Origin of the sequence: Candidatus Fukatsuia endosymbiont of Tuberolachnus salignus, assembly GCF_964030845.1 — a bacterium.
Lineage (GTDB): Bacteria > Pseudomonadota > Gammaproteobacteria > Enterobacterales > Enterobacteriaceae > Fukatsuia > Fukatsuia symbiotica.
In genome coordinates this window covers 2816570-2835889 of record NZ_OZ034983.1, presented here as the reverse complement: position 1 = coordinate 2835889, position 19320 = coordinate 2816570, and the positions used below count along the sequence as shown (strand labels likewise).

The window sequence follows — 19320 nt, the reverse complement described above, 5'->3', positions numbered from 1 at the left end:
AATATCAACCCCGCGCGGCTCTACGCAGGTCACGTAGTCGCTGTTTTTCTACTCGTGACATAAACCACCATGTGATCAAACCGATAACACCCACGACTAATAGGATCAATGTCGCTAACGCGTTGATTTCTGGATTAACGCCCATCCGTACGCTAGAGAACACCAACATAGGCAAGGTAGTCGCGCCAGGGCCAGCAACAAAGCTGGCGATCACCAAATCATCTAGAGAGAGTGTAAATGCAAGTAGCCAGCCAGATACCAATGCTGGGGTAATCATGGGGACAGTGATCACAAAGAATACTTTCAGTGGTGTTGCGCCGAGATCCATTGCCGCTTCTTCAATCGAACGGTCTAATTCGCGTAATCTTGAGCTGACCACCACAGTGACATAGGCGCTGCAGAAAGTAACATGTGCTAACCAGATGGTGACCATGCCGCGTTCCGCCGGCCAGCCAATGGCATGTCCCATAGCAACAAATAGCAATAGTAATGATAGACCGGTGATCACATCTGGCATAACCAAAGGTGCCGTTAACATAAAGGCAAAACCGGTTGAACCGCGAAAACGCCCAAATCTGATCATCACAACAGCGGCCAGGGTACCGAGCACCACTGCCATCGTTGCCGATGCTGCTGCTATTGTCAAGCTGAGCCCTACGGCTGAAATCATCGTCGAGTCATTAAATAATTCACTGTACCAACGAACCGACCAGCCCGCCCAAACTGTCACCAATTTGGAACTGTTAAATGAATAGACGACCAGTATTAACATCGGAGCATAGAGGAAGGTGTAGCCTATCAATAGGATCAGGCGACGCCATACCGAGTGTACTGAGTTTTTCACATCCTGGCTCCTATTGTCTTAGACTTCTTGCAAACCCACTGCTTGGTGTGAATTCGGCGTTACGTGGTGCTCACAATCCTCATGTACGCATATATACCACGCAGTTATTGTGCTCCGAGTGCCTTGACTTCATACCACTTGTTACGGTTTTGCAAGAAGTCTCTTGTTTTGATGCTTATGAAACCAGAGTATTGGCATAATCAGTAAGGCCAGCATGACTATCGCCACCGCTGAAGCTACCGGCCAATCGCGATTATTAAAAAATTCTTGCCACAGGATACGACCGATCATAATGCTATCCGGTCCTCCCAATAATTCAGGGATAACAAATTCTCCCACCGCTGGGATAAAGACCAGCATCGAGCCGGCGATAATACCGCCTTTAGTCAGTGGGATAATGACATTGACGAATGTTTTAAATGGTTTAGCACCGAGATCTAATGCTGCTTCTACTAATGAATAATCTAGCCGTGTTAACGCGGTGTAGATAGGTAATACCATGAAAGGCAAGTAGGAATAAACGATCCCAATGTATACCGCGAGATTGGTATGCAGGATCACCAAGGGTTGATCAATAATACCTGACCACATCAACAAGTTATTTAGGATGCCATTGTTTTTTAGCAACCCCATCCAAGCATAAACTCGGATTAAAAATGATGTCCAAGATGGCAGGATAATCAGCAAAAGAAAAATATTGCGTGTAGAAGATTTACTTTGAGCAATCGCCCACGCCAGTGGGTAACCAATAAGTAGACAACATAGCGTCGAGATAAGTGCAACTTGCAAGGATTGTAGATAAGCATCGATGTACAGTCGATCGTTGAGTAATTGCAGGTAATTACCCAGATTCAGCGCAATACTTAGCTTGCCGTCCAACCAGGTAACGAGATCAGAGTAGGGTGGGATGGTGCGTACCACCTCGGCCAGACTGATTTTAAACACGATCAGGAAGGGCAACATAAACAGCAAAAATAGCCAGAGATACGGCAGTGCTATTACCAGTTTACGGCCTTGGGTCAGCTGAATGCGTTGCAATAGTGTTTTAACCGACAGGATAACGCGAGCGATGGATTTTGCTGAGGTACGTGCAGGATCTAACGTTGCCATATCAACTCCCCAAAACCACACAACTGTCGGCATCCCAACATAAGTGTACTGTGTCGCCCCAGGTTGGCATGCCTTTACGGTAGCGATGACTGTTCTGTAATTGGGCACTGATCATCTGACCACTGTGCAGTTTTACATGATAGATAGATAAATCTCCCAGATAGGCGATATCTACTACTTCTCCCACTGCAAAATTACATTCATCTTGCGGTATGTTTTCGCAAAGCATAATCTTTTCTGGGCGCAGTGCGATCAATACTGGAACACCATCGATTACCGAAGCATCAGAAGGGACCTTTAGCGAATGGCGCAAGCCAGGGCTATGGATCCGCAATGCATCATCTTTCCTATCAATCAATAAACCTTCAAACACATTTATCGAGCCAATGAATTCGGCACTGAATCTACTGTTTGGATGTTCGTAGATTTCTTCCGGTTCACCGATTTGTACAAATTTTCCACGGTTCATAATGGCTATACGCCCGGCCATTGTCATCGCTTCTTCCTGATCATGTGTCACCATGACACAGGTTGCACCGACACCTTCCAAAATATCGACCACCTCCAATTGCATACGGTCACGAAGTTTTTTATCCAGCGCACCCATAGGTTCATCCAGCAGCAGTAATTTGGGTCGCTTAGCCAGACTGCGTGCTAAAGCTACACGTTGTCGCTGACCACCGGAGAGTTGATGTGGTTTACGTCTGGCAAATTCTTCCATATGTACCAACGTCAGCATCTCGGCGACGCGATTTTTAATTTCCTGCGCTGCGAGTTTGTCTTGCTTCAATCCAAAAGCGATATTCTGCTCTACCGTCATATGAGGAAACAGTGCATAGGACTGAAACATCATATTGATGGGACGCTGATAGGGCGGCACACGGGATAAATCCTGCCCATCAAGCACTATCTGTCCTTGAGTCGGTTGTTCAAAGCCCGCCAACATACGTAATAACGTTGATTTTCCGCAGCCCGATGCGCCTAGCAGCGCAAAAATTTCACCCTTGTAGATGGTTAAATCGACATCATCGACTGCGGCGTGACCATCAAAAAATTTGGTTAAATTGCGTATCTCCAGCAAAGGAGTAAAAACCTTCTGGGATTTCGGTGGTAGGCGGCCAGTAACTTCGTTCACTCAGTGGACTCTCCAATGGTTCTATTTACCGCTTTTAACTTTAGTCCAAGCGCGCGTAATTACTCTATCCAATTTTGGTGGGTGTAATTTCAGAGTAAACATTTTGGCGCGGATGTCCGCTGGAGGGTAGATCTCAGGGTTATCTCGTACCACTGCATTCATCAAGGGTGTGGCCGCCTGGTTAGCATTGGCGTAGTAGATATGGTTACTGACATCGGCAATGACATTTGGGCGCATCAAATAATTCAGGAACTGATAGGCTTCCTGTGGATTTTTTGCATCCGCAGGCATAGCAAACAGATCAAAAGTCACTAACGCACCTTCTTTAGGAATGCTGTAAGCTAAATTAACACCATTCTTTGCTTCTTTTGCTCGGTTGGCTGCTTGGATCATATCTCCACTCCAACCAACAGCTACACAGGTATCCCCGTTTGCCAGATCATTAATGTATTGGGAAGAATGAAAATAACGGATACTGGGTCGCAATTTTAATAATAGCTCAGTTGCCGTGCCGGTATAGTCTGAGGCCAATGAACTGTTTGCATCTTTGCCTAAATAATGCAGTACGGTAGCAAAAACTTCACTGGGTGCATCAAGAAAAGAAACCCCGCAGTTTTGCAGTTTCGCCAAATTTTCCGGTTTTAGCACTAAATCCCAGCTATCGACCGGTGCATCGTTACCTAATGCCTTTTTGACTTTATCAACGTTATAACCAATCCCTGTAGTCATCCACATATAGGGGATAGAAAATTGATTATCTGTATCGTAACTGGCTACCAATTTTAGCAATTGTGGATCAAGATTTTTATAGTTGGGTAACTTACTTTTATCCAAAGGTTGGAAAACCTTAGCTGTCAATTGGCGTTCAAGAAAACTGTCCGAAGGAACCACCAAATCAAAACCGGTGCTGCCTGCCATAAGCTTACCGTCCAGCACTTCGTTGGAGTCAAACACATCATAGACCACTTTGATGCCGGTTTCTTTTTGGAAATTAGCCAGTGTATTGGGTGCGATGTAATCAGACCAATTGTAGACATGCAACCTTTTCCCCTCAGCAGCAACGGAGACGGATGTGGCCATTAACAGACCCATAGCTATAGCGGATAACCACTTTGTGTTGAACATCTACAACTCCTTAGAAGCTTATTAGAACCTGTTCGAAATCTCTTGTGCTCGCCGTGTTTTGGTCAAGCAATTCGTCAAAAACGCGCTCAAAATACTCATTTTTTCCTTGTCTGAGCGTCGCTCAAGAAGATTTGGAACAGGTTCTTAGGAATTTATTACACTCGTTGATACTTCATCAAAAATGAGTATTCTTGTTGTATACAAGAAGTGACGACGTTTTTTCGCCTATTCCAAGATTAATGGATAATTGGACGAAATCTTGACACCGGTGGCGAGTTTTTTTCTTCCTCCTCTTCCTCCTCTTCTTCGTCGTCCTCATATTCATAGTCGTCACTAAGAAATAGCATATCATTTTCTGCCACTGTGGAAATAATCATCGAGATTTGTTCTGTAGATTGCTGCATAAAGTGGTCAAATTGCTGTTCAGTGATGCCGGTGGCGATACTGATAGATTGGCATACGATCAGCTGTGCCAGATTGTCATTTTCTTCGATATTAATAAATGCTTTTGCTGTCAGAGAGAGAGTATTAATCTGGCTTAAATTGCTGCTTAGCGGGATCAATGCCGTTGGCCTGATTTCTGCCAGCACTGAAAACAGGATAACGTCATCCTTGAGATCAATTCTGGCATCAGACACACCGTCACATTTTTGCATGTGGCATAAGTGGAGAGCTTGGCAGGAGTCACACTCGAAAAACGGGCATCCCAGTTGACTTAGCCAACAGCGCAATAAGGCCAAATCTGGAACCTTGAAATCTAGAGCATTGAGTGAACTCATTACAATCAACCTCATTAAGACGAAAAGTGGCATATCTTACGGAATATTTACGACAAGCGCCATCATCAATTCTGACAAATTAAAGAATAAGCATCCATCGTAGCTTTACACTCCTTAGAGCCTATTCGAAATCTGCGGCTCTCGTACGTACCACAAGCTATGGGCTTAGCAAGAGGTCTATTATTAATCAGAATAACAGATAATTGCTACTTTTTTTCCTGTGAATTTTTTCTCCTCAACAATAAATACAGTAAGCGTGAGTAATATTTTGTTTAAATTAATTGACAAAGTCATTAACCTAAATAAAGGATGAAGACTGTGATATCTCTATTTAGCTTGTAGTTCATATCTCAATACACTGATATTGCTGTTTGTTTATCATATCACTTTATATTGTCCAATATTTAAAAATTAACTATTTGCCAATAGAATGAATATACAAAATGGCAAGTTGAAATGATACCGTTTTGACTTAACATGGTTAGGATAGATTTCTAATTCTTAATCCCAATTAAGATCCATTTTTTTATATTCAGATGGAAAAATGTAGAGTGTATTTATAGTATATTAAAAGTGGTACGAATGTTTTGAAAATGATCTCTATTTTTTTTGTTTGTGAGTTTACAAAATAGCATTCTGAATAATCTAGCATATTTCATTTTTCTTGGACCACAATAATTATAAATTTCTGCCTCTATTTTTTAATAGTGGGCGGTGTCGTCATGTTTTGAGCTAAATATGTACTCAATATTAGACCTCTTGCATAACCTGCTGCGTGGTGTGGATGGGATGACATTTGACATCTTTCCAAGGCTGTTAGATAGTTAGATGGTAGTAGAGACGTCAAAAAACCGGATAATTTTGTAAAAGCCTGTTTAAAAATGAGGAATGTTGGTGTGTATACCGTGATATTTGGACGTCCTGGATGTCCTTTTTGTGTTCGTGCACAAGAATTAGCAAAAAAGCTTGCGGCGCAACGTAATGATTTTAAATTTAGTTACATTGATATCCACGCAGAAGGTATTAGCAAAGCAGATCTGGAGAAGAGCGTGGGTAAACCGGTTGAGACTGTGCCACAAATTTTTATTGATAAACAACATATCGGTGGTTGCACAGATTTTGAGGCTTATGCTAAAAAATACTTGTGTCAAACTGATCAAACGAGCGCATCCTGCATTCCTTGATGGGGCACTTTGGATCACAATAGGGAAACAGCGGACGTCTGCTGTTTCCTATGCCGATTTTCTCGGGTGCTTGTGGGTTTAATGGGGTAAGAATTTATTTTTTTTTGGCTTTTAGATTCGGCAAGTCAGTAATACTACCCTCGTAGATCTCCGCAGCCAGACCCACAGACTCGTGCAAGGTTGGATGGGCATGAATGGTGAGGGCGAGATCTTCAGCATCACAACCCATCTCAATAGCCAGGCCGATTTCACCCAATAGCTCGCCCCCGTTGGTACCGACGATGGCACCTCCGATGACACGATGCGTTTCTTTATCAAAAATCAGTTTGGTAACACCTTCGGCACAATCAGAAGCAATCGCACGCCCTGATGCTGCCCACGGGAAAGTAGAGGTTTCATATTTTTTCTCGCTGGTTTTTTCATCATAAATAGTGCCATCTTTTTCTGCTTGTAGTTTTTCTTTTGCTACGAGTTCTTTTTCTGTTAAACCAACCCAGGCAACTTCTGGTTCAGTGTAAGCGATAGAGGGGATCACCTTAGGATCGAAATAATGTTTTTTCCCCGAGATAACTTCAGCCGCGATATGACCTTCATGTACCCCTTTATGAGCCAGCATCGGTTGGCCTACAATATCGCCAATAGCAAAAATATGTGGCACATTGGTGCGTAACTGTTTGTCGACATGGATAAAGCCATGTTTATCAATGTTAACCCTTGCTTTTTCCGCATCCAGTGACTTGCCGTTGGGCACTCGACCGATCGCGACCAGTACTGCGTCATAACGCTGTGCTTCAGCGGGTGCTTTTTTGCCTGCCATCGTCACATAGATACCGTCTTCTTTCGCTTCTACTTGGGTGACTTTGGTTTCCAGCATTAGGTTGAATTGCTGACTGATCCGTTTAGTGAATACCTTAACGATGTCTTTGTCCGCTGCGGGGATCACTTGGTCAAGCATTTCAACCACATCAATTTTAGAACCTAGCGCATGGTAAACCGTACCCATTTCCAAGCCGATAATCCCACCACCCATGATGAGTAATTTTTCAGGAATCGTGTCTAGTTTCAGTGCATCGGTAGAATCCCATACACGTGGATCATCATGGGGAATAAACGAGAGTTGAATCGGAGATGAACCTGCTGCGATAATCGCATTATCGAAATTAATAGTCCTAGTTATCCCTTTCTCGCCTTCTACTACCAATGTGTGCTCACCAGTAAATTTACCTGTTCCATTCACCACTGTGACTTTACGGCCTTTTGCCATCCCTGCTAAACCACCGGTCAGTTGAGAGATCACTTTTTGTTTCCAGCCCCGTACTTTTTCCATGTCAATGGTAGGATCACCAAATGTAATGCCGTGATTACCTAGTGCCTTGGCCTCGTTGATGACTTTTGCAACATGCAATAACGCCTTGGAGGGGATGCAACCCACGTTGAGGCAAACACCGCCCAAGGTCTCATGGCGTTCAACCAATACAGTTTCAAGACCCAAATCTGCGCAGCGAAAAGCCGCAGAGTATCCTGCGGGGCCTGCTCCAAGTACTACGACCTGAGTTTTTATTTCAGTATTCATTATGCTCTCTCATAGGGTTTATTTGGTGATAAAACGTTACATAATAAGACGACGGATGTCCGCCATCAGGCAGCCAATATGACTGACAAAGCGAGCACCTGCAGCACCATCGATGACACGATGGTCAAAGGAAAGTGATAGCGGTAACATTAAGCGTGGTACAAACTCCTTACCATTCCAAATCGGCTTCATCGATGACTTAGAGACGCCGAGGATTGCTACTTCCGGTGCGTTGACGATAGGTGTAAATGCTGTACCGCCGATACCTCCTAAGCTGGATATGGTGAAGCATCCCCCCTGCATATCGGCAGCGGTTAGCTTACCGTCGCGTGCTTTTTTGGAAATCAATGCCAGTTCACGTGATAATTCAATCACGCCTTTTTTATTAACATCACGGAACACCGGAACGACCAAACCGTTAGCTGTATCAACGGCGACACCAATATTAATATATTTTTTGAGTGTCAATTTTTGAGCATCGGAAGAAAGAGAGCTATTAAAACGTGGGTAAGTTTCTAGCGCTTGCGCCGCCGCTTTCATCAGGAAGACCAGGGGGGTGATTTTTACATCCCATTTCTTCTTTTCTGATTCAATGTTCTGTTGTTTACGGAAAGCTTCAAGCTCTGTGATGTCGGTTTCATCGAATTGTGTGACATGTGGGATCATGATCCAGTTGCGGCTTAAATTAGCGCCAGAGATCTTTTGGATACGACCCAGTTCGATTTCTTCGATGTCACCAAATTTACTGAAATCAACTTTTGGCCAAGGTAAGATGCCGATATCTGACATCCCTCCCTCGCTGGTATGTTTAACCAGGTTTTTCACGTACGTCTGTAGGTCTTCACGTAGGATACGCCCCTTACGGCCCGTTGCGGTCACTTTTGCCAGATTAATACCGAATTCACGCGCCAAACGACGGATCAGCGGTGTTGCATGTGCGTAAGAGGAATTTTCCGTAAACTCATTTGTGCTTTCTGTTGTGCTTTCTGTCTTACTGCTACTAACACTACTGTTATCGATTTTACTGCTATCGGTATTGTTATTATTGATATTGTTTTTATCGATAGCAATAGGTGTTGAGGGAGGCTCCACTGCCGGTTTTTCTTCCTCATTAGCAGACGCGGTGTCACTATCGGTGCCACGCTCACAGATCATGATCAGTTTGCCGGTTTCGATTTTGTCACCAAGCGCAACTTTGATTTCTTTTATGATACCTGCGTGTGGGGAAGGGATTTCCATTGACGCCTTGTCACCTTCAACGGTGAGCAGCGATTGTTCAATCTCAACGGGATCACCTATTTTTACCATAATTTCGGTGACTTCCACTTCATCGGCACCAATATCCGGTACTTTTATTTCAATAGACATAAATACGTTACCTTTTATTTCTAGGTCTGTTGTGTGTCTGTTACGCCAGGCGTGGGTTGACTTTATCGGCATTAATGCCAAATTCAGCGATGGCTTCTGCAACGATATTGGTATTGATGTCACCACGTTTAGCCAATTCACCCAGTGCGGCAACCACCACGTAAGAAGCATCAATTTCAAAATGGTGACGTAAGTTTTCACGGCTATCGGAGCGACCATAGCCATCAGTACCTAATACACGGAATTGACCAGCAGGAATAAAGTTTCGGATCTGCTCAGCGAATAATTTCATATAATCGGTAGAGGCAATCGTGGGTGCATCATGCATGACTGTTGTGACATAAGGGATACGTGGTTTTTCTGTTGGGTGCAACATATTCCAACGTTCACAATCTTGACCCTCACGTGCTAGTTCAGTAAACGAAGTGACACTATAAACATCAGAAGTGATACCATATTGCTCAAAGAGGATTTGCGCCGCTTTGCGGACATGACGCAGAATAGCGCCTGAGCTCATTAATTGAATTTTACCCTTGCCACCCTCCTTATCGGTCGTCTCCAATTTGTAAATACCTTTACGGATACCTTCTTCAACCCCTTCTGGCATCGCTGGCATTGCGTAGTTTTCGTTGAGCGTCGTCAGATAATAGTAAATATTTTCTTGTGCTTCGCCATACATACGTTCTAAACCGTCATGCATAATGACCGCAACTTCATAGGCATAGGCAGGATCGTAAGAAAGACAATTGGGGATAGTCAGTGATTGAATATGACTGTGACCGTCTTCGTGTTGTAAACCTTCACCATTGAGAGTAGTACGTCCTGAAGTACCACCGATAAGAAAGCCACGCGCCTGTTGATCACCAGCCGCCCAGCACAGATCACCAATACGCTGGAAACCGAACATAGAGTAGTAGATGTAAAACGGGATCATCGGGAAGTCATTGCTGCTGTATGATGTCGCTGCGGCTAGCCAGGAAGCGGCCGCCCCCAACTCGTTGATGCCTTCTTGCAAAATCTGCCCTTTTTCGTCCTCTTTATAGTAAGCAACTTGTTCGCGATCCTGTGGGGTGTACTGTTGACCATTGGGGCTGTAAATACCGATCTGGCGGAACAGACCTTCCATACCAAAGGTACGTGCTTCATCAGCAATAATAGGCACGATGCGGTCTTTGATCGATTTATTCTTCAACAGTAAATTCAACACTCGTACAAAGGCAATGGTGGTAGAGATTTCTTTCGTTTGTGCTGTTAGCAGTGAATTAAAATCTGCCAGCACAGGCAATTCCAGTTTCTGTTTTTCAGTGAAATTTCTTAAACGGGTTGGCAAATAGCCAGACAATGCCTGACGGCGGGCGTGTAGGTATTTATATTCTTCAGAGTCTTTATCGAAGGTGATATACGGCATTTTTTCGATATCAGTATCGGTAACAGGCACATCGAAACGATCACGCAGGTGATTGACCCCAAGCATATTCATCTTTTTCACCTGGTGAGCGATATTTTTACCTTCTGCTGTTTCACCCATACCGTAACCTTTGACGGTATGGGCGAGGATAACCGTCGGTTTACCCTGAGTATCCTGTGCTTTTTTCAACGCGGCAAAAACTTTCTTGGGATCATGTCCACCACGGTTTAGCGACCAGATTTCATCGTCGCTCATGTCTGCGACCAATGCTTGGGTTTCAGGGAAACGATCGAAGAAATGTTTACGAATATAAGCACCATCTTTAGATTTGAAGGTTTGATAATCACCGTCTAAAGTTTCATTCATCAATTGGATCAATTTACCGCTGCTATCTTTACGCAATAGGGCGTCCCAACGATCTCCCCAGATAACTTTCAGAACTTGCCAGCCAGCACCTGCAAAAATACCTTCTAATTCATTAATAATTTTGCCATTACCTGTAACCGGGCCATCAAGGCGCTGTAAGTTACAGTTGATAACGAAAATCAGGTTATCCAGTTTTTCGCGGGTGGCGATGGTGATCACGCCTTTGGATTCTGGCTCATCCATTTCACCGTCACCCAGGAAGGCATAAACCGTTTGCGCTGAGGTGTTTTTCAAGCCACGGTGATCGAGGTATTTGAGAAATTTTGCCTGATAGATAGCACTGATAGGCCCTAGTCCCATGGAAACTGTAGGGAATTGCCAAAATTCAGGCATTAATTGGGGATGTGGGTAAGAAGAAAGTCCTTTTCCATCAATTTCTTGGCGGAAGTTGTCCATCTGTTCTTGCGTCAAACGACCTTCAAGAAAAGCACGTGCGTAGATCCCCGGAGAAATATGACCTTGGAAATAAACCAGATCGCCACCATCTTTTTCGTTGCGAGCACGAAAAAAATGATTAAAACACACGTCGTAGAAAGTTGCCGAAGATTGGAAAGAGGCAATGTGCCCACCTAGGTCAAGATTTTTCTTCGAAGCACGTAATACGGTCATCACGGCATTCCAACGTATAGCAGAGCGGATACGTCGCTCTAGATTGAGATTACCGGGGTAAGCGGGTTCATCCTCTACGGCAATGGTATTGATGTAATCATTATTTGTCGAATTTATATTCATTGAACCAGGAGTCACGTTAACGCCACCTTTACGGGCTTCGCTCAAAACCTGATCTAGTAGGTATCGAGCACGCTCAATACCTTCTTCACGGATGACCGATTCGATAGCCTGTCGCCAGTCGCTGGTTTCGATCGGATCTGGGTCGTTATGTAAACGATCTGACACGGTGGTATTCCTTCTTTGTCTTTCAATGGGTTATACTCGGTTACCCTGTGCTTAATTCTCAGGGACAAAGCACATGCTCTTGGTGAAAACACCGAAGTCATTATACTCAATACTCAACTCATTTTAACATTAACAATATATCAGTAGACCTCTTACCAAATCTATTCGTCTATTTTCAAACTCAGCAGTTTAAACCCAGTTTTACGTGAGCTTGAGTTCCAGTGGTGTTTTACTCATCGCACCGCCAATTTCTCGCACGAGGCGCGGCACCAGATAACCAGATACACGGCTTAATAGTCCTTTTATTAGATGCCGTGCTTCATTGTCATCGATCATAAAATGTGCTGCGCCCTGCACTTTATCCAATAGATGAATGTAGTAGGGCAAAATACCAGCATCAAACAAAGCATTACTAAGTTCTACCAGTGCTATCACAGTATCATTGATACCTCTTAGCAAGACACTCTGATTCAGTAATGTTACTCCTGCACGTTTCAATTGTGCCATGCTGTCACACAATGGCTGATCGATTTCGTTTGCATGGTTGATATGTGTCACCATCAATATTTGTAGGTTTGAATCAGAAAACTGTTGGCACAACGCTTTGGTAATGCGTGCCGGGATCACCACAGGCAGACGAGTATGAATACGTAGTCGTTTAATATGCTGAATGTTTTCAAGCTCAGTGATTAACCAATTGAGTTCATGATCTTTTGCCATCAAAGGATCACCACCGGAGAAAATGATTTCATCAAGTTCAGTGTGTTGACGAATATATTGTAATGATTGACGCCAATTGTCTTTATTGCCTTGATTATCCTGATAAGGAAAATGACGGCGGAAGCAGTAGCGACAATTGATAGCGCAGCCTCCTTTCACCAATAGCAGTGCACGATTATGATATTTATGCAGCAGACCGGGTACTACAGTGCGTTGTTCTTCCAGAGGATCGTGCGTAAAACCGGGTGCAACTATAAACTCTTCCCGGGCGGTGAGAACTTGCAGCAGCAGGGGATCTTTGGCATTACCGGCTTGCATGCGTGCGACGAAGGCTCTGGGAACGCGCAGAGGAAATAGGCGACGTGCATCACGGCCTTGTGGTAAATCTGGATGTTTATTGAGCGCTAAAAGATGCAACAATTCGTCAGGATCGGTGATGGCGTCAGCGAGTTGCTGCAACCAATCTTCTCTAGCAGATGTATTTAGGGTTACAATGCGTGTCATTTTTTATTTAGCTACTAGCTCCGAGAGGGCCATCATGGCGACTTATTCTAGCAACGAATTTCGTTCCGGTCTTAAAATCATGTTAGACGGCGAACCCTGTTCCATTATTGACAGTGAATTCGTTAAACCAGGCAAAGGGCAGGCATTTGCCCGTACCCGTATTCGTAAGCTGGTTTCCGGTAAATTATTGGAAAAAACTTTCAAGTCTACTGATACTGTTCCCTCGGCGGATGTGGTCGATATGAACTTGACCTATTTATATAACGACGGTGAATTTTGGCATTTCATGAATAACGACAATTTTGAGCAATTAGCTGCCGATAAGAAGGCTGTTGCTGCAAATGCAAAATGGCTGGTGGAACAGGCCGAATGTGTTTTGACTTTGTGGAATGGTCAGCCAATTGCAGTGAGTCCGCCGAATTTTATTGAACTTAAAATTGTTGACACTGATCCGGGGTTGAAAGGGGATACCGCAGGTACCGGTGGTAAGCCGGCAACCTTGAGTACGGGTGCGGTGGTTAAGGTACCGTTGTTTGTGCAACAAGGTGAAATAATTAAAGTGGATACCCGCTCTGGTGAATATGTTTCTCGTGTTAAATAACAGTTTTTAACTTGGGAAAAAGACGGCCTAAGGCGATAAAAAATAATTTTTTTCATTTCTCCCCTTGATGCTGTGATGCATGACCCCATCTTATCTGCTAACTGTAATAACTAATATTGTGGTGTGATGGAATTAATAGGCAGTTGAGAATTAACCATCCTTCCGCAGGTTGATGATAAATTTTTTTGGGGTAATTTCAGATGACTGAACAACAGCAGCAAAAAAAGAATAGATCTAAAATTATTGGTATCGACTTGGGTACGACGAACTCTTGTGTCGCTGTTATGGATGGTAAAAAGGCACGTGTTCTGGAAAACAGCGAAGGTGATCGTACTACGCCTTCTGTTGTTGCCTATACTGAAAATGGAGAAATTTTGGTGGGGCAACCGGCTAAGCGTCAGGCTGTCACCAATCCACAAAATACACTGTATGCCATCAAACGTTTGATTGGTCGTCGTTTTGAAGACGAGGAAGCACAACGTGATAAAGGTATCATGCCGTATAAGATCGTTGCCGCTGATAACGGTGATGCTTGGGTCGAGGTGAGAGGCGAGAAGATGGCGCCTCCGCAAATTTCTGCCGAAATACTGAAAAAAATGAAGAAAACGGCGGAAGATTATCTCGGTGAAACGGTTACTGCGGCGGTTATCACTGTACCTGCTTATTTTAACGATGCTCAACGTCAGGCAACCAAAGATGCAGGTCGTATTGCTGGTTTGGAAGTAAAGCGTATTATCAATGAACCTACCGCCGCTGCTTTGGCTTACGGACTAGATAAAGAAAAGGGTGATCGCACGATTGCCGTTTATGATCTGGGTGGGGGTACTTTCGATATCTCTATTATTGAAATCAGCGACACTGATGGTGAGAAAACCTTTGAAGTGCTGGCAACCAATGGCGACACGCATCTCGGCGGTGAAGACTTCGATAACCGCTTGATTAATTATCTGGTTGAAGAGTTTAAGAAAGAACAGGGTATTGATTTACGTCAGGATCCCTTGGCAATGCAGCGTCTGAAAGAAGCGGCAGAAAAAGCGAAAATCGAACTTTCTTCCGCTCAACAGACGGATGTTAACCTGCCATATGTTACTGCCGATGCTTCTGGTCCAAAACACATGAATATTAAGGTGACGAGGACAAAACTGGAGTCACTGGTAGAGGACTTGGTCAAACGTTCCATCGAACCGTTAAAAGTGGCGTTGAAAGATGCGAACCTGTCTGTTGATAAGATTCAGGATGTCGTTTTGGTTGGCGGTCAGACGCGTATGCCGATGGTACAGAAGAAAGTTGCTGAATTCTTTGGTAAAGAACCCCGTAAAGATGTCAACCCAGATGAAGCTGTCGCTATCGGTGCAGCCGTTCAGGGTGGTGTTCTTGCTGGTGACGTGAAAGATGTGTTATTGCTTGATGTGACTCCGTTATCACTCGGTATTGAGACGATGGGTGGGGTGATGACAGCATTAATCACCAAGAATACGACTGTTCCCACCAAGCACAGCCAAGTTTTTTCTACTGCGGAAGATAACCAGTCTGCAGTAACTATTCATGTGCTACAGGGTGAACGTAAACGTGTTAGTGACAATAAATCCTTGGGTCAATTTAACCTCGATGGTATTGCACCAACACAGCGTGGTATGCCTCAAATTGAAGTTACCTTTGATATTGATGCCGATGGTATTTTGCATGTTTCTGCGAAAGACAAAAACAGTGGGCGTGAGCAAAAGATCACCATTAAAGCTTCCTCGGGTCTGGAAGAAGCAGAAATCCAAAAAATGGTAGAGGATGCGAAAGCTAACGCTGAAAATGACCTTAAGTTTGAGCAATTGGTGCAGACACGTAATCAGGCTGATCATCTGATTCATAGCACGGAAAAGCAGCTAAAAGACGTTGGCGACAAGTTGGTGGCAGAAGATAAAACTGCCATTGAAGAAGCGTTAACTGCACTGAAGACTGCGGCTAAAGGTGAAGACAAAGATGAAATGACTGCAAAAATTCAGAAGCTGGAACAATACTCAAGCAAACTACTGGAAGCGGTGCAGCAACAAGCCGATACATCGGGATCGAGTGATAACGGTGCTAAGGCTAAAACAGAAGATGACATTGTTGACGCTGAGTTCGAAGAAGTAAAAGATGACGAGCAAAAAAAGAATAAAAAATAATCGCCTTTAAGCGGGCACGGTGGTAGTAGTAGTTACTACGGCTGAAAACCGGCACGGGCGTTGAGGCAACTCTGCGCCCGTGCGCGTATGTGAAGGGTAGGAAGAAATAATGGCGGATAGAGATTATTACGAGGTTTTAGGCGTCGGTAGAAATGCGACAGATGATGAAATCAAAAAAGCCTATAGAAAGAAAGCAAATAAATACCATCCTGATCGTAATCAGGAGAAGGACGCTGAAGCTAAATTCAAGGAAGTTAACGAAGCTAATAAAATTTTAAGCGATAAGGAAAAACGGGCGGCATACGATCAATACGGTCATGCCGCTTTCCAAGCTGGCGGAATGGGGGGACCTTCATCAGCTGCCGGTTTCGGTGGCGATTTTGGCGAAGACCTGGGTGATATATTTCAGAGTTTTTTTGGGGGAGGGCGTAGCCAGAGCAGCAGCCAACGCCGCCGTGGTTCGGATCTGCGTTATGACCTGAAGTTGACACTGGAAGAAGCTGTGCGCGGTGTTACCAAAGAAATTAGCTTCTCAACCCTGAAGACCTGTGATGGTTGCCACGGCAGTGGTGCGAGACCCGGTAGTTCTCAGCCGGCCTGTCCTACTTGCAAAGGCAATGGTGAAGTATGTATAAAACAAGGCTTCTTTACTGTACAGCAAACTTGCCCTCATTGCGCGGGTAGTGGCAAAATCACTAAAGATAAGTGCAGTAAATGTGGTGGAAAGGGACAGCGAGAAAAATCTAAAACTTTGTCGGTGCAAGTTCCTGCTGGCGTGGATACAGGAGACCGTATTCGTTTGTCTGGTGAAGGTGCTGGTGATGGCGATTTATACGTTCAGGTAGAAGTAAAATCCCATCCGATTTTTAAGCGTGATGGCAATGATCTGTATTGTGACGTCCCTATTAATTTTGCAGCAGCTGCCTTGGGGGGTGAAATTGAAGTACCCACCTTAGAGGGTCGGATTAAATTAAAAATATCCGCGGAAACGCAAACGAACAAGTCGTTCCGTCTCCGTGGCAAAGGTGTTAAATCTGTCCGTGGTAGTGATAAAGGTGATTTATTCTGTCGTGTTGTCGTTGAGACACCCGTTAACTTGAATGAAGAACAAAAACAGTTGTTGCGTAGTTTTTCAGGTACGGCGGATGAAAAAAATAGTCCACGTTCGAAAAGTTTCCTGGACGGTGTTAAAAAGTTTTTTGATGATTTAACTCGTTGATAAAAATATTTTTATCGCTTGTCTATTCAGGCTGTGTGAGTAAAATAAAAAATCCTCGGTATTCGTCGAGGATTTTTTATTTCGTTGTTAGATCAACACTTAAGTGTAATGGTGGTGTAATCGGTGTAGACTCCGGGGGAAAAGTACTAGACTTCTTGCAAAACCGACTACGTGCTGCGAATTTTGCGTTACGTGGTGCTCGTAATCTTCATGTACTCGCATGTACACTGCGGTTGCGGCACACGTCAGGCGCTTTGACTTCATCACACTTGCTATGGTTTTGCAAGAAGTCTACTGGTGTCCTCATCCGATGCTAAGGGGTATTCATTGTGAAAAATATTATTCGTCAGTTTTTGCGTTTAGAGGCAGCAGGTGGCCTTATTTTAATAATGACTGCAATTGTGGCACTGACTCTCGCAAATAGTCCATTGTATAATTTTTATCAGATGTTTATCGATACACCGGTTGTGGTAAAAATTGCTTCATTGGAGATCGATAAACCGCTATTACTATGGATTAACGATGGCTTGATGGCGATTTTCTTTCTGGTCGTGGGATTGGAAGTAAAACGTGAGTTATTGCAAGGATCTCTCGCGGGGCGTGATAAAGCGGTGTTTCCGGCTATTGCTGCTCTGGGAGGTATGTTAGTGCCTGCTGTGATCTATTTACTGTTTAATGGTGCGGATGAGATTACCCGTCAGGGATGGGCTATCCCTGCTGCGACCGATATTGCCTTTGCCCTTGGGGTGATGGCTTTATTGGGTAATAGAGTGCCAACCAGCCTAAAAGTTTTTTTGTTGGCATTGGCTATTATTGATGATCTTGGGGTCATCATTATCATCGCTTTTTTCTATACTAATGAAGTTTCTTTGCCGGCGCTTGGTATTGCTGCGGTGGCTATCGCATTACTGGCTTATATGAACTGGCGTGGGGTAGGGAAAACCTCGGTGTATGTGATAGTCGGTCTGGTATTGTGGGTGAGTATTCTTAAATCTGGCGTACATGCTACCTTGGCAGGGGTGATCCTTGGCTTTATGATACCATTACATACATCGGATAAACGCTCGCCTTCTGAGACTCTGGAACACAGTTTACATCCATGGGTCGCCTACCTTATCTTACCTTTATTTGCTTTTGCTAATGCCGGCGTGTCTTTAACAGGGGTGTCGATCCCAGGGTTAACGGCGTTACTGCCATTAGGCATTGCCTGTGGTTTATTTATAGGCAAGCCACTGGGAATTTTTGTTTTTAGCTGGCTGGCCGTTAAATCCGGTGTCGCTAAATTGCCTCATTCGATTAATTTCAAACAGATTTTTTCGGTTGCTGTCCTTTGTGGTATCGGTTTCACTATGTCAATATTTATCGCTTCACTGGCTTTTGACGGTGTGGATATCAGTTTACTCACTTATTCTAAACTGGGAATATTGCTTGGTTCGACTGCCGCGGCAGTCGTCGGTTACTTTCTGCTACGTTTCACATTACCGCCACTGAGAGCGGTGAAAGGCGATTAAATTTATCGATATGTCAGGATATACCCATTTTGCGTTACGGGGTGCTAGCAATCTTCATGTACTGCGCGGTTGCTGCACTCAGGCGCCTTGACTTTGCAGTACTCGCTACAGTTTTGCAAGAAGTCTACTGTAGTCACAGGTTGCGCTAGGAAAAAAGTTGATGGAAAACAAGGAGACTGAAGAATGACGTTAAGCGCTCATCCAAAAAGTAAATTGATGAAGAGTTTCTCAGTGTTAGGCCCTTATTTGCGTGAGGAGCAGTGTCAAAACGATTATTTTTTCTTTGATTGTTTAGCGATATGCGTCAATGTGAAACTGATGGCAGAGAAGCGTCAATTTTGGGGGTGGTGGATGGAACTCAAATTTAAAGAAGAGGGATTTACCTACAGCTATCAGCTAGGTTTATACAGTAAAGAGAAAGGCTCGCGGACTGAAAAGATTAAAGATCCTGAAACACAGGAAGCGTTAAAAACCACGTTACGAACTTTCCATAAACGATTGCATGATATGTTAATCACTATGGAAATGACACTCGAAGCAGCACAAGATCACAGCGATCAGTGTACTGAGCTTTTGGTATAAACTGTGTTTTTGCATGATGGTTGCCTATCAATAGACTTCTTGCAGCATGCAGTAGGTTCTGCAAGAAGTCTAATAAACGGCTTTATGATGCGGTAACCGGTAGAGGGTATAGCTGCGCGATTTAATTTTGTTGCTAATGGATACATTGAGGAATAAATCTATGGAGTGGCTCATG

15 protein-coding genes are annotated in these 19320 nt (G+C 44.0%); 6 read left to right on the top strand and 9 right to left on the bottom strand.

The window, feature by feature from the left end; all coding sequences use genetic code 11:
* Positions 1 to 4: 4 nt before the first annotated feature.
* The 5 genes from potI to AAHH42_RS13585 all read right to left on the bottom strand — a co-directional run bounded on the left by potI (position 5) and on the right by AAHH42_RS13585 (position 4993).
* Complete coding sequence (gene potI / locus AAHH42_RS13605) at positions 5 to 844, bottom strand: putrescine ABC transporter permease PotI (protein ID WP_072550557.1); 840 nt, start codon at positions 842 to 844, stop codon at positions 5 to 7.
* Between the two features lie 141 nt (positions 845 to 985).
* Positions 986 to 1954 carry a putrescine ABC transporter permease PotH gene (gene potH, locus AAHH42_RS13600; protein WP_072550558.1) on the bottom strand — a complete coding sequence of 323 codons (969 nt, stop codon included), beginning with the start codon at positions 1952 to 1954 and terminating at the stop codon, positions 986 to 988.
* A 1-nt stretch (position 1955) separates the two neighbouring features.
* Complete coding sequence (potG, locus tag AAHH42_RS13595; RefSeq protein WP_072550559.1) at positions 1956 to 3089, bottom strand: putrescine ABC transporter ATP-binding subunit PotG; 1134 nt, start codon at positions 3087 to 3089, stop codon at positions 1956 to 1958.
* 21 nt (positions 3090 to 3110) lie between these two features.
* Complete coding sequence (potF, locus tag AAHH42_RS13590; RefSeq protein ID WP_072550560.1) at positions 3111 to 4214, bottom strand: spermidine/putrescine ABC transporter substrate-binding protein PotF; 1104 nt, start codon at positions 4212 to 4214, stop codon at positions 3111 to 3113.
* A gap of 236 nt (positions 4215 to 4450) precedes the next feature.
* Entirely contained in the window at positions 4451 to 4993 is a 543-nt protein-coding gene (locus tag AAHH42_RS13585; RefSeq protein WP_072550561.1) for a YbjN domain-containing protein, read from the bottom strand.
* Positions 4994 to 5889: 896 nt separating this feature from the next.
* Here AAHH42_RS13585 and AAHH42_RS13580 point away from each other — a divergent pair.
* On the top strand, positions 5890 to 6177 hold the full coding sequence (locus AAHH42_RS13580) for a GrxA family glutaredoxin (RefSeq protein ID WP_072550562.1): 288 nt from the start codon (positions 5890 to 5892) through the stop codon (positions 6175 to 6177).
* Positions 6178 to 6271: 94 nt separating this feature from the next.
* Here the strand turns inward: AAHH42_RS13580 and lpdA are convergent, their stop codons facing one another.
* From lpdA to epmB, 4 genes are all read right to left on the bottom strand, one after another.
* A complete protein-coding gene (gene lpdA, locus AAHH42_RS13575; RefSeq protein WP_342221364.1) occupies positions 6272 to 7750 on the bottom strand; it encodes a dihydrolipoyl dehydrogenase in 1479 nt (492 codons plus the stop codon).
* A gap of 36 nt (positions 7751 to 7786) precedes the next feature.
* Positions 7787 to 9118 (bottom strand): 2-oxo acid dehydrogenase subunit E2, encoded by a 1332-nt coding sequence (locus AAHH42_RS13570; RefSeq protein WP_342221363.1) that lies wholly within the window; start codon positions 9116 to 9118, stop codon positions 7787 to 7789.
* Positions 9119 to 9158: 40 nt separating this feature from the next.
* A complete protein-coding gene (aceE, locus tag AAHH42_RS13565; RefSeq protein WP_342221362.1) occupies positions 9159 to 11849 on the bottom strand; it encodes a pyruvate dehydrogenase (acetyl-transferring), homodimeric type in 2691 nt (896 codons plus the stop codon).
* A 201-nt stretch (positions 11850 to 12050) separates the two neighbouring features.
* On the bottom strand, positions 12051 to 13073 hold the full coding sequence (epmB, locus tag AAHH42_RS13560) for an EF-P beta-lysylation protein EpmB (protein ID WP_072550566.1): 1023 nt from the start codon (positions 13071 to 13073) through the stop codon (positions 12051 to 12053).
* Between the two features lie 34 nt (positions 13074 to 13107).
* Between epmB and efp the strand changes: the two genes are divergently transcribed.
* The 5 genes from efp (at position 13108) to crl (ending at position 19145) form a co-directional block, all read left to right on the top strand.
* A complete protein-coding gene (efp, locus tag AAHH42_RS13555) occupies positions 13108 to 13674 on the top strand; it encodes an elongation factor P (protein ID WP_072550582.1) in 567 nt (188 codons plus the stop codon).
* 200 nt (positions 13675 to 13874) lie between these two features.
* Positions 13875 to 15833 carry a molecular chaperone DnaK gene (gene dnaK, locus AAHH42_RS13550; RefSeq protein WP_342221361.1) on the top strand — a complete coding sequence of 653 codons (1959 nt, stop codon included), beginning with the start codon at positions 13875 to 13877 and terminating at the stop codon, positions 15831 to 15833.
* A gap of 109 nt (positions 15834 to 15942) precedes the next feature.
* Positions 15943 to 17052: a molecular chaperone DnaJ gene (gene dnaJ, locus AAHH42_RS13545; protein WP_342221360.1), complete on the top strand. Its 1110-nt coding sequence runs from the start codon at positions 15943 to 15945 to the stop codon at positions 17050 to 17052.
* A 329-nt stretch (positions 17053 to 17381) separates the two neighbouring features.
* On the top strand, positions 17382 to 18563 hold the full coding sequence (gene nhaA, locus AAHH42_RS13540) for a Na+/H+ antiporter NhaA (RefSeq protein WP_072550569.1): 1182 nt from the start codon (positions 17382 to 17384) through the stop codon (positions 18561 to 18563).
* 183 nt (positions 18564 to 18746) lie between these two features.
* Complete coding sequence (gene crl / locus AAHH42_RS13535; RefSeq protein WP_342221359.1) at positions 18747 to 19145, top strand: sigma factor-binding protein Crl; 399 nt, start codon at positions 18747 to 18749, stop codon at positions 19143 to 19145.
* Positions 19146 to 19320 lie beyond the last annotated feature (175 nt).

Coding starts and splice junctions, on each gene's coding strand:
- potH (WP_072550558.1), bottom strand. CDS start 1,954: ATGGCAACGTTAGATCCTGCACGTACCTCAGCAAAATCCATCGCTCGC.
- potF (WP_072550560.1), bottom strand. CDS start 4,214: ATGTTCAACACAAAGTGGTTATCCGCTATAGCTATGGGTCTGTTAATG.
- AAHH42_RS13585 (WP_072550561.1), bottom strand. CDS start 4,993: ATGAGTTCACTCAATGCTCTAGATTTCAAGGTTCCAGATTTGGCCTTA.
- lpdA (WP_342221364.1), bottom strand. CDS start 7,750: ATGAATACTGAAATAAAAACTCAGGTCGTAGTACTTGGAGCAGGCCCC.
- AAHH42_RS13570 (WP_342221363.1), bottom strand. CDS start 9,118: ATGTCTATTGAAATAAAAGTACCGGATATTGGTGCCGATGAAGTGGAA.
- epmB (WP_072550566.1), bottom strand. CDS start 13,073: ATGACACGCATTGTAACCCTAAATACATCTGCTAGAGAAGATTGGTTG.
- efp (WP_072550582.1), top strand. CDS start 13,108: ATGGCGACTTATTCTAGCAACGAATTTCGTTCCGGTCTTAAAATCATG.
- dnaK (WP_342221361.1), top strand. CDS start 13,875: ATGACTGAACAACAGCAGCAAAAAAAGAATAGATCTAAAATTATTGGT.
- dnaJ (WP_342221360.1), top strand. CDS start 15,943: ATGGCGGATAGAGATTATTACGAGGTTTTAGGCGTCGGTAGAAATGCG.
- crl (WP_342221359.1), top strand. CDS start 18,747: ATGACGTTAAGCGCTCATCCAAAAAGTAAATTGATGAAGAGTTTCTCA.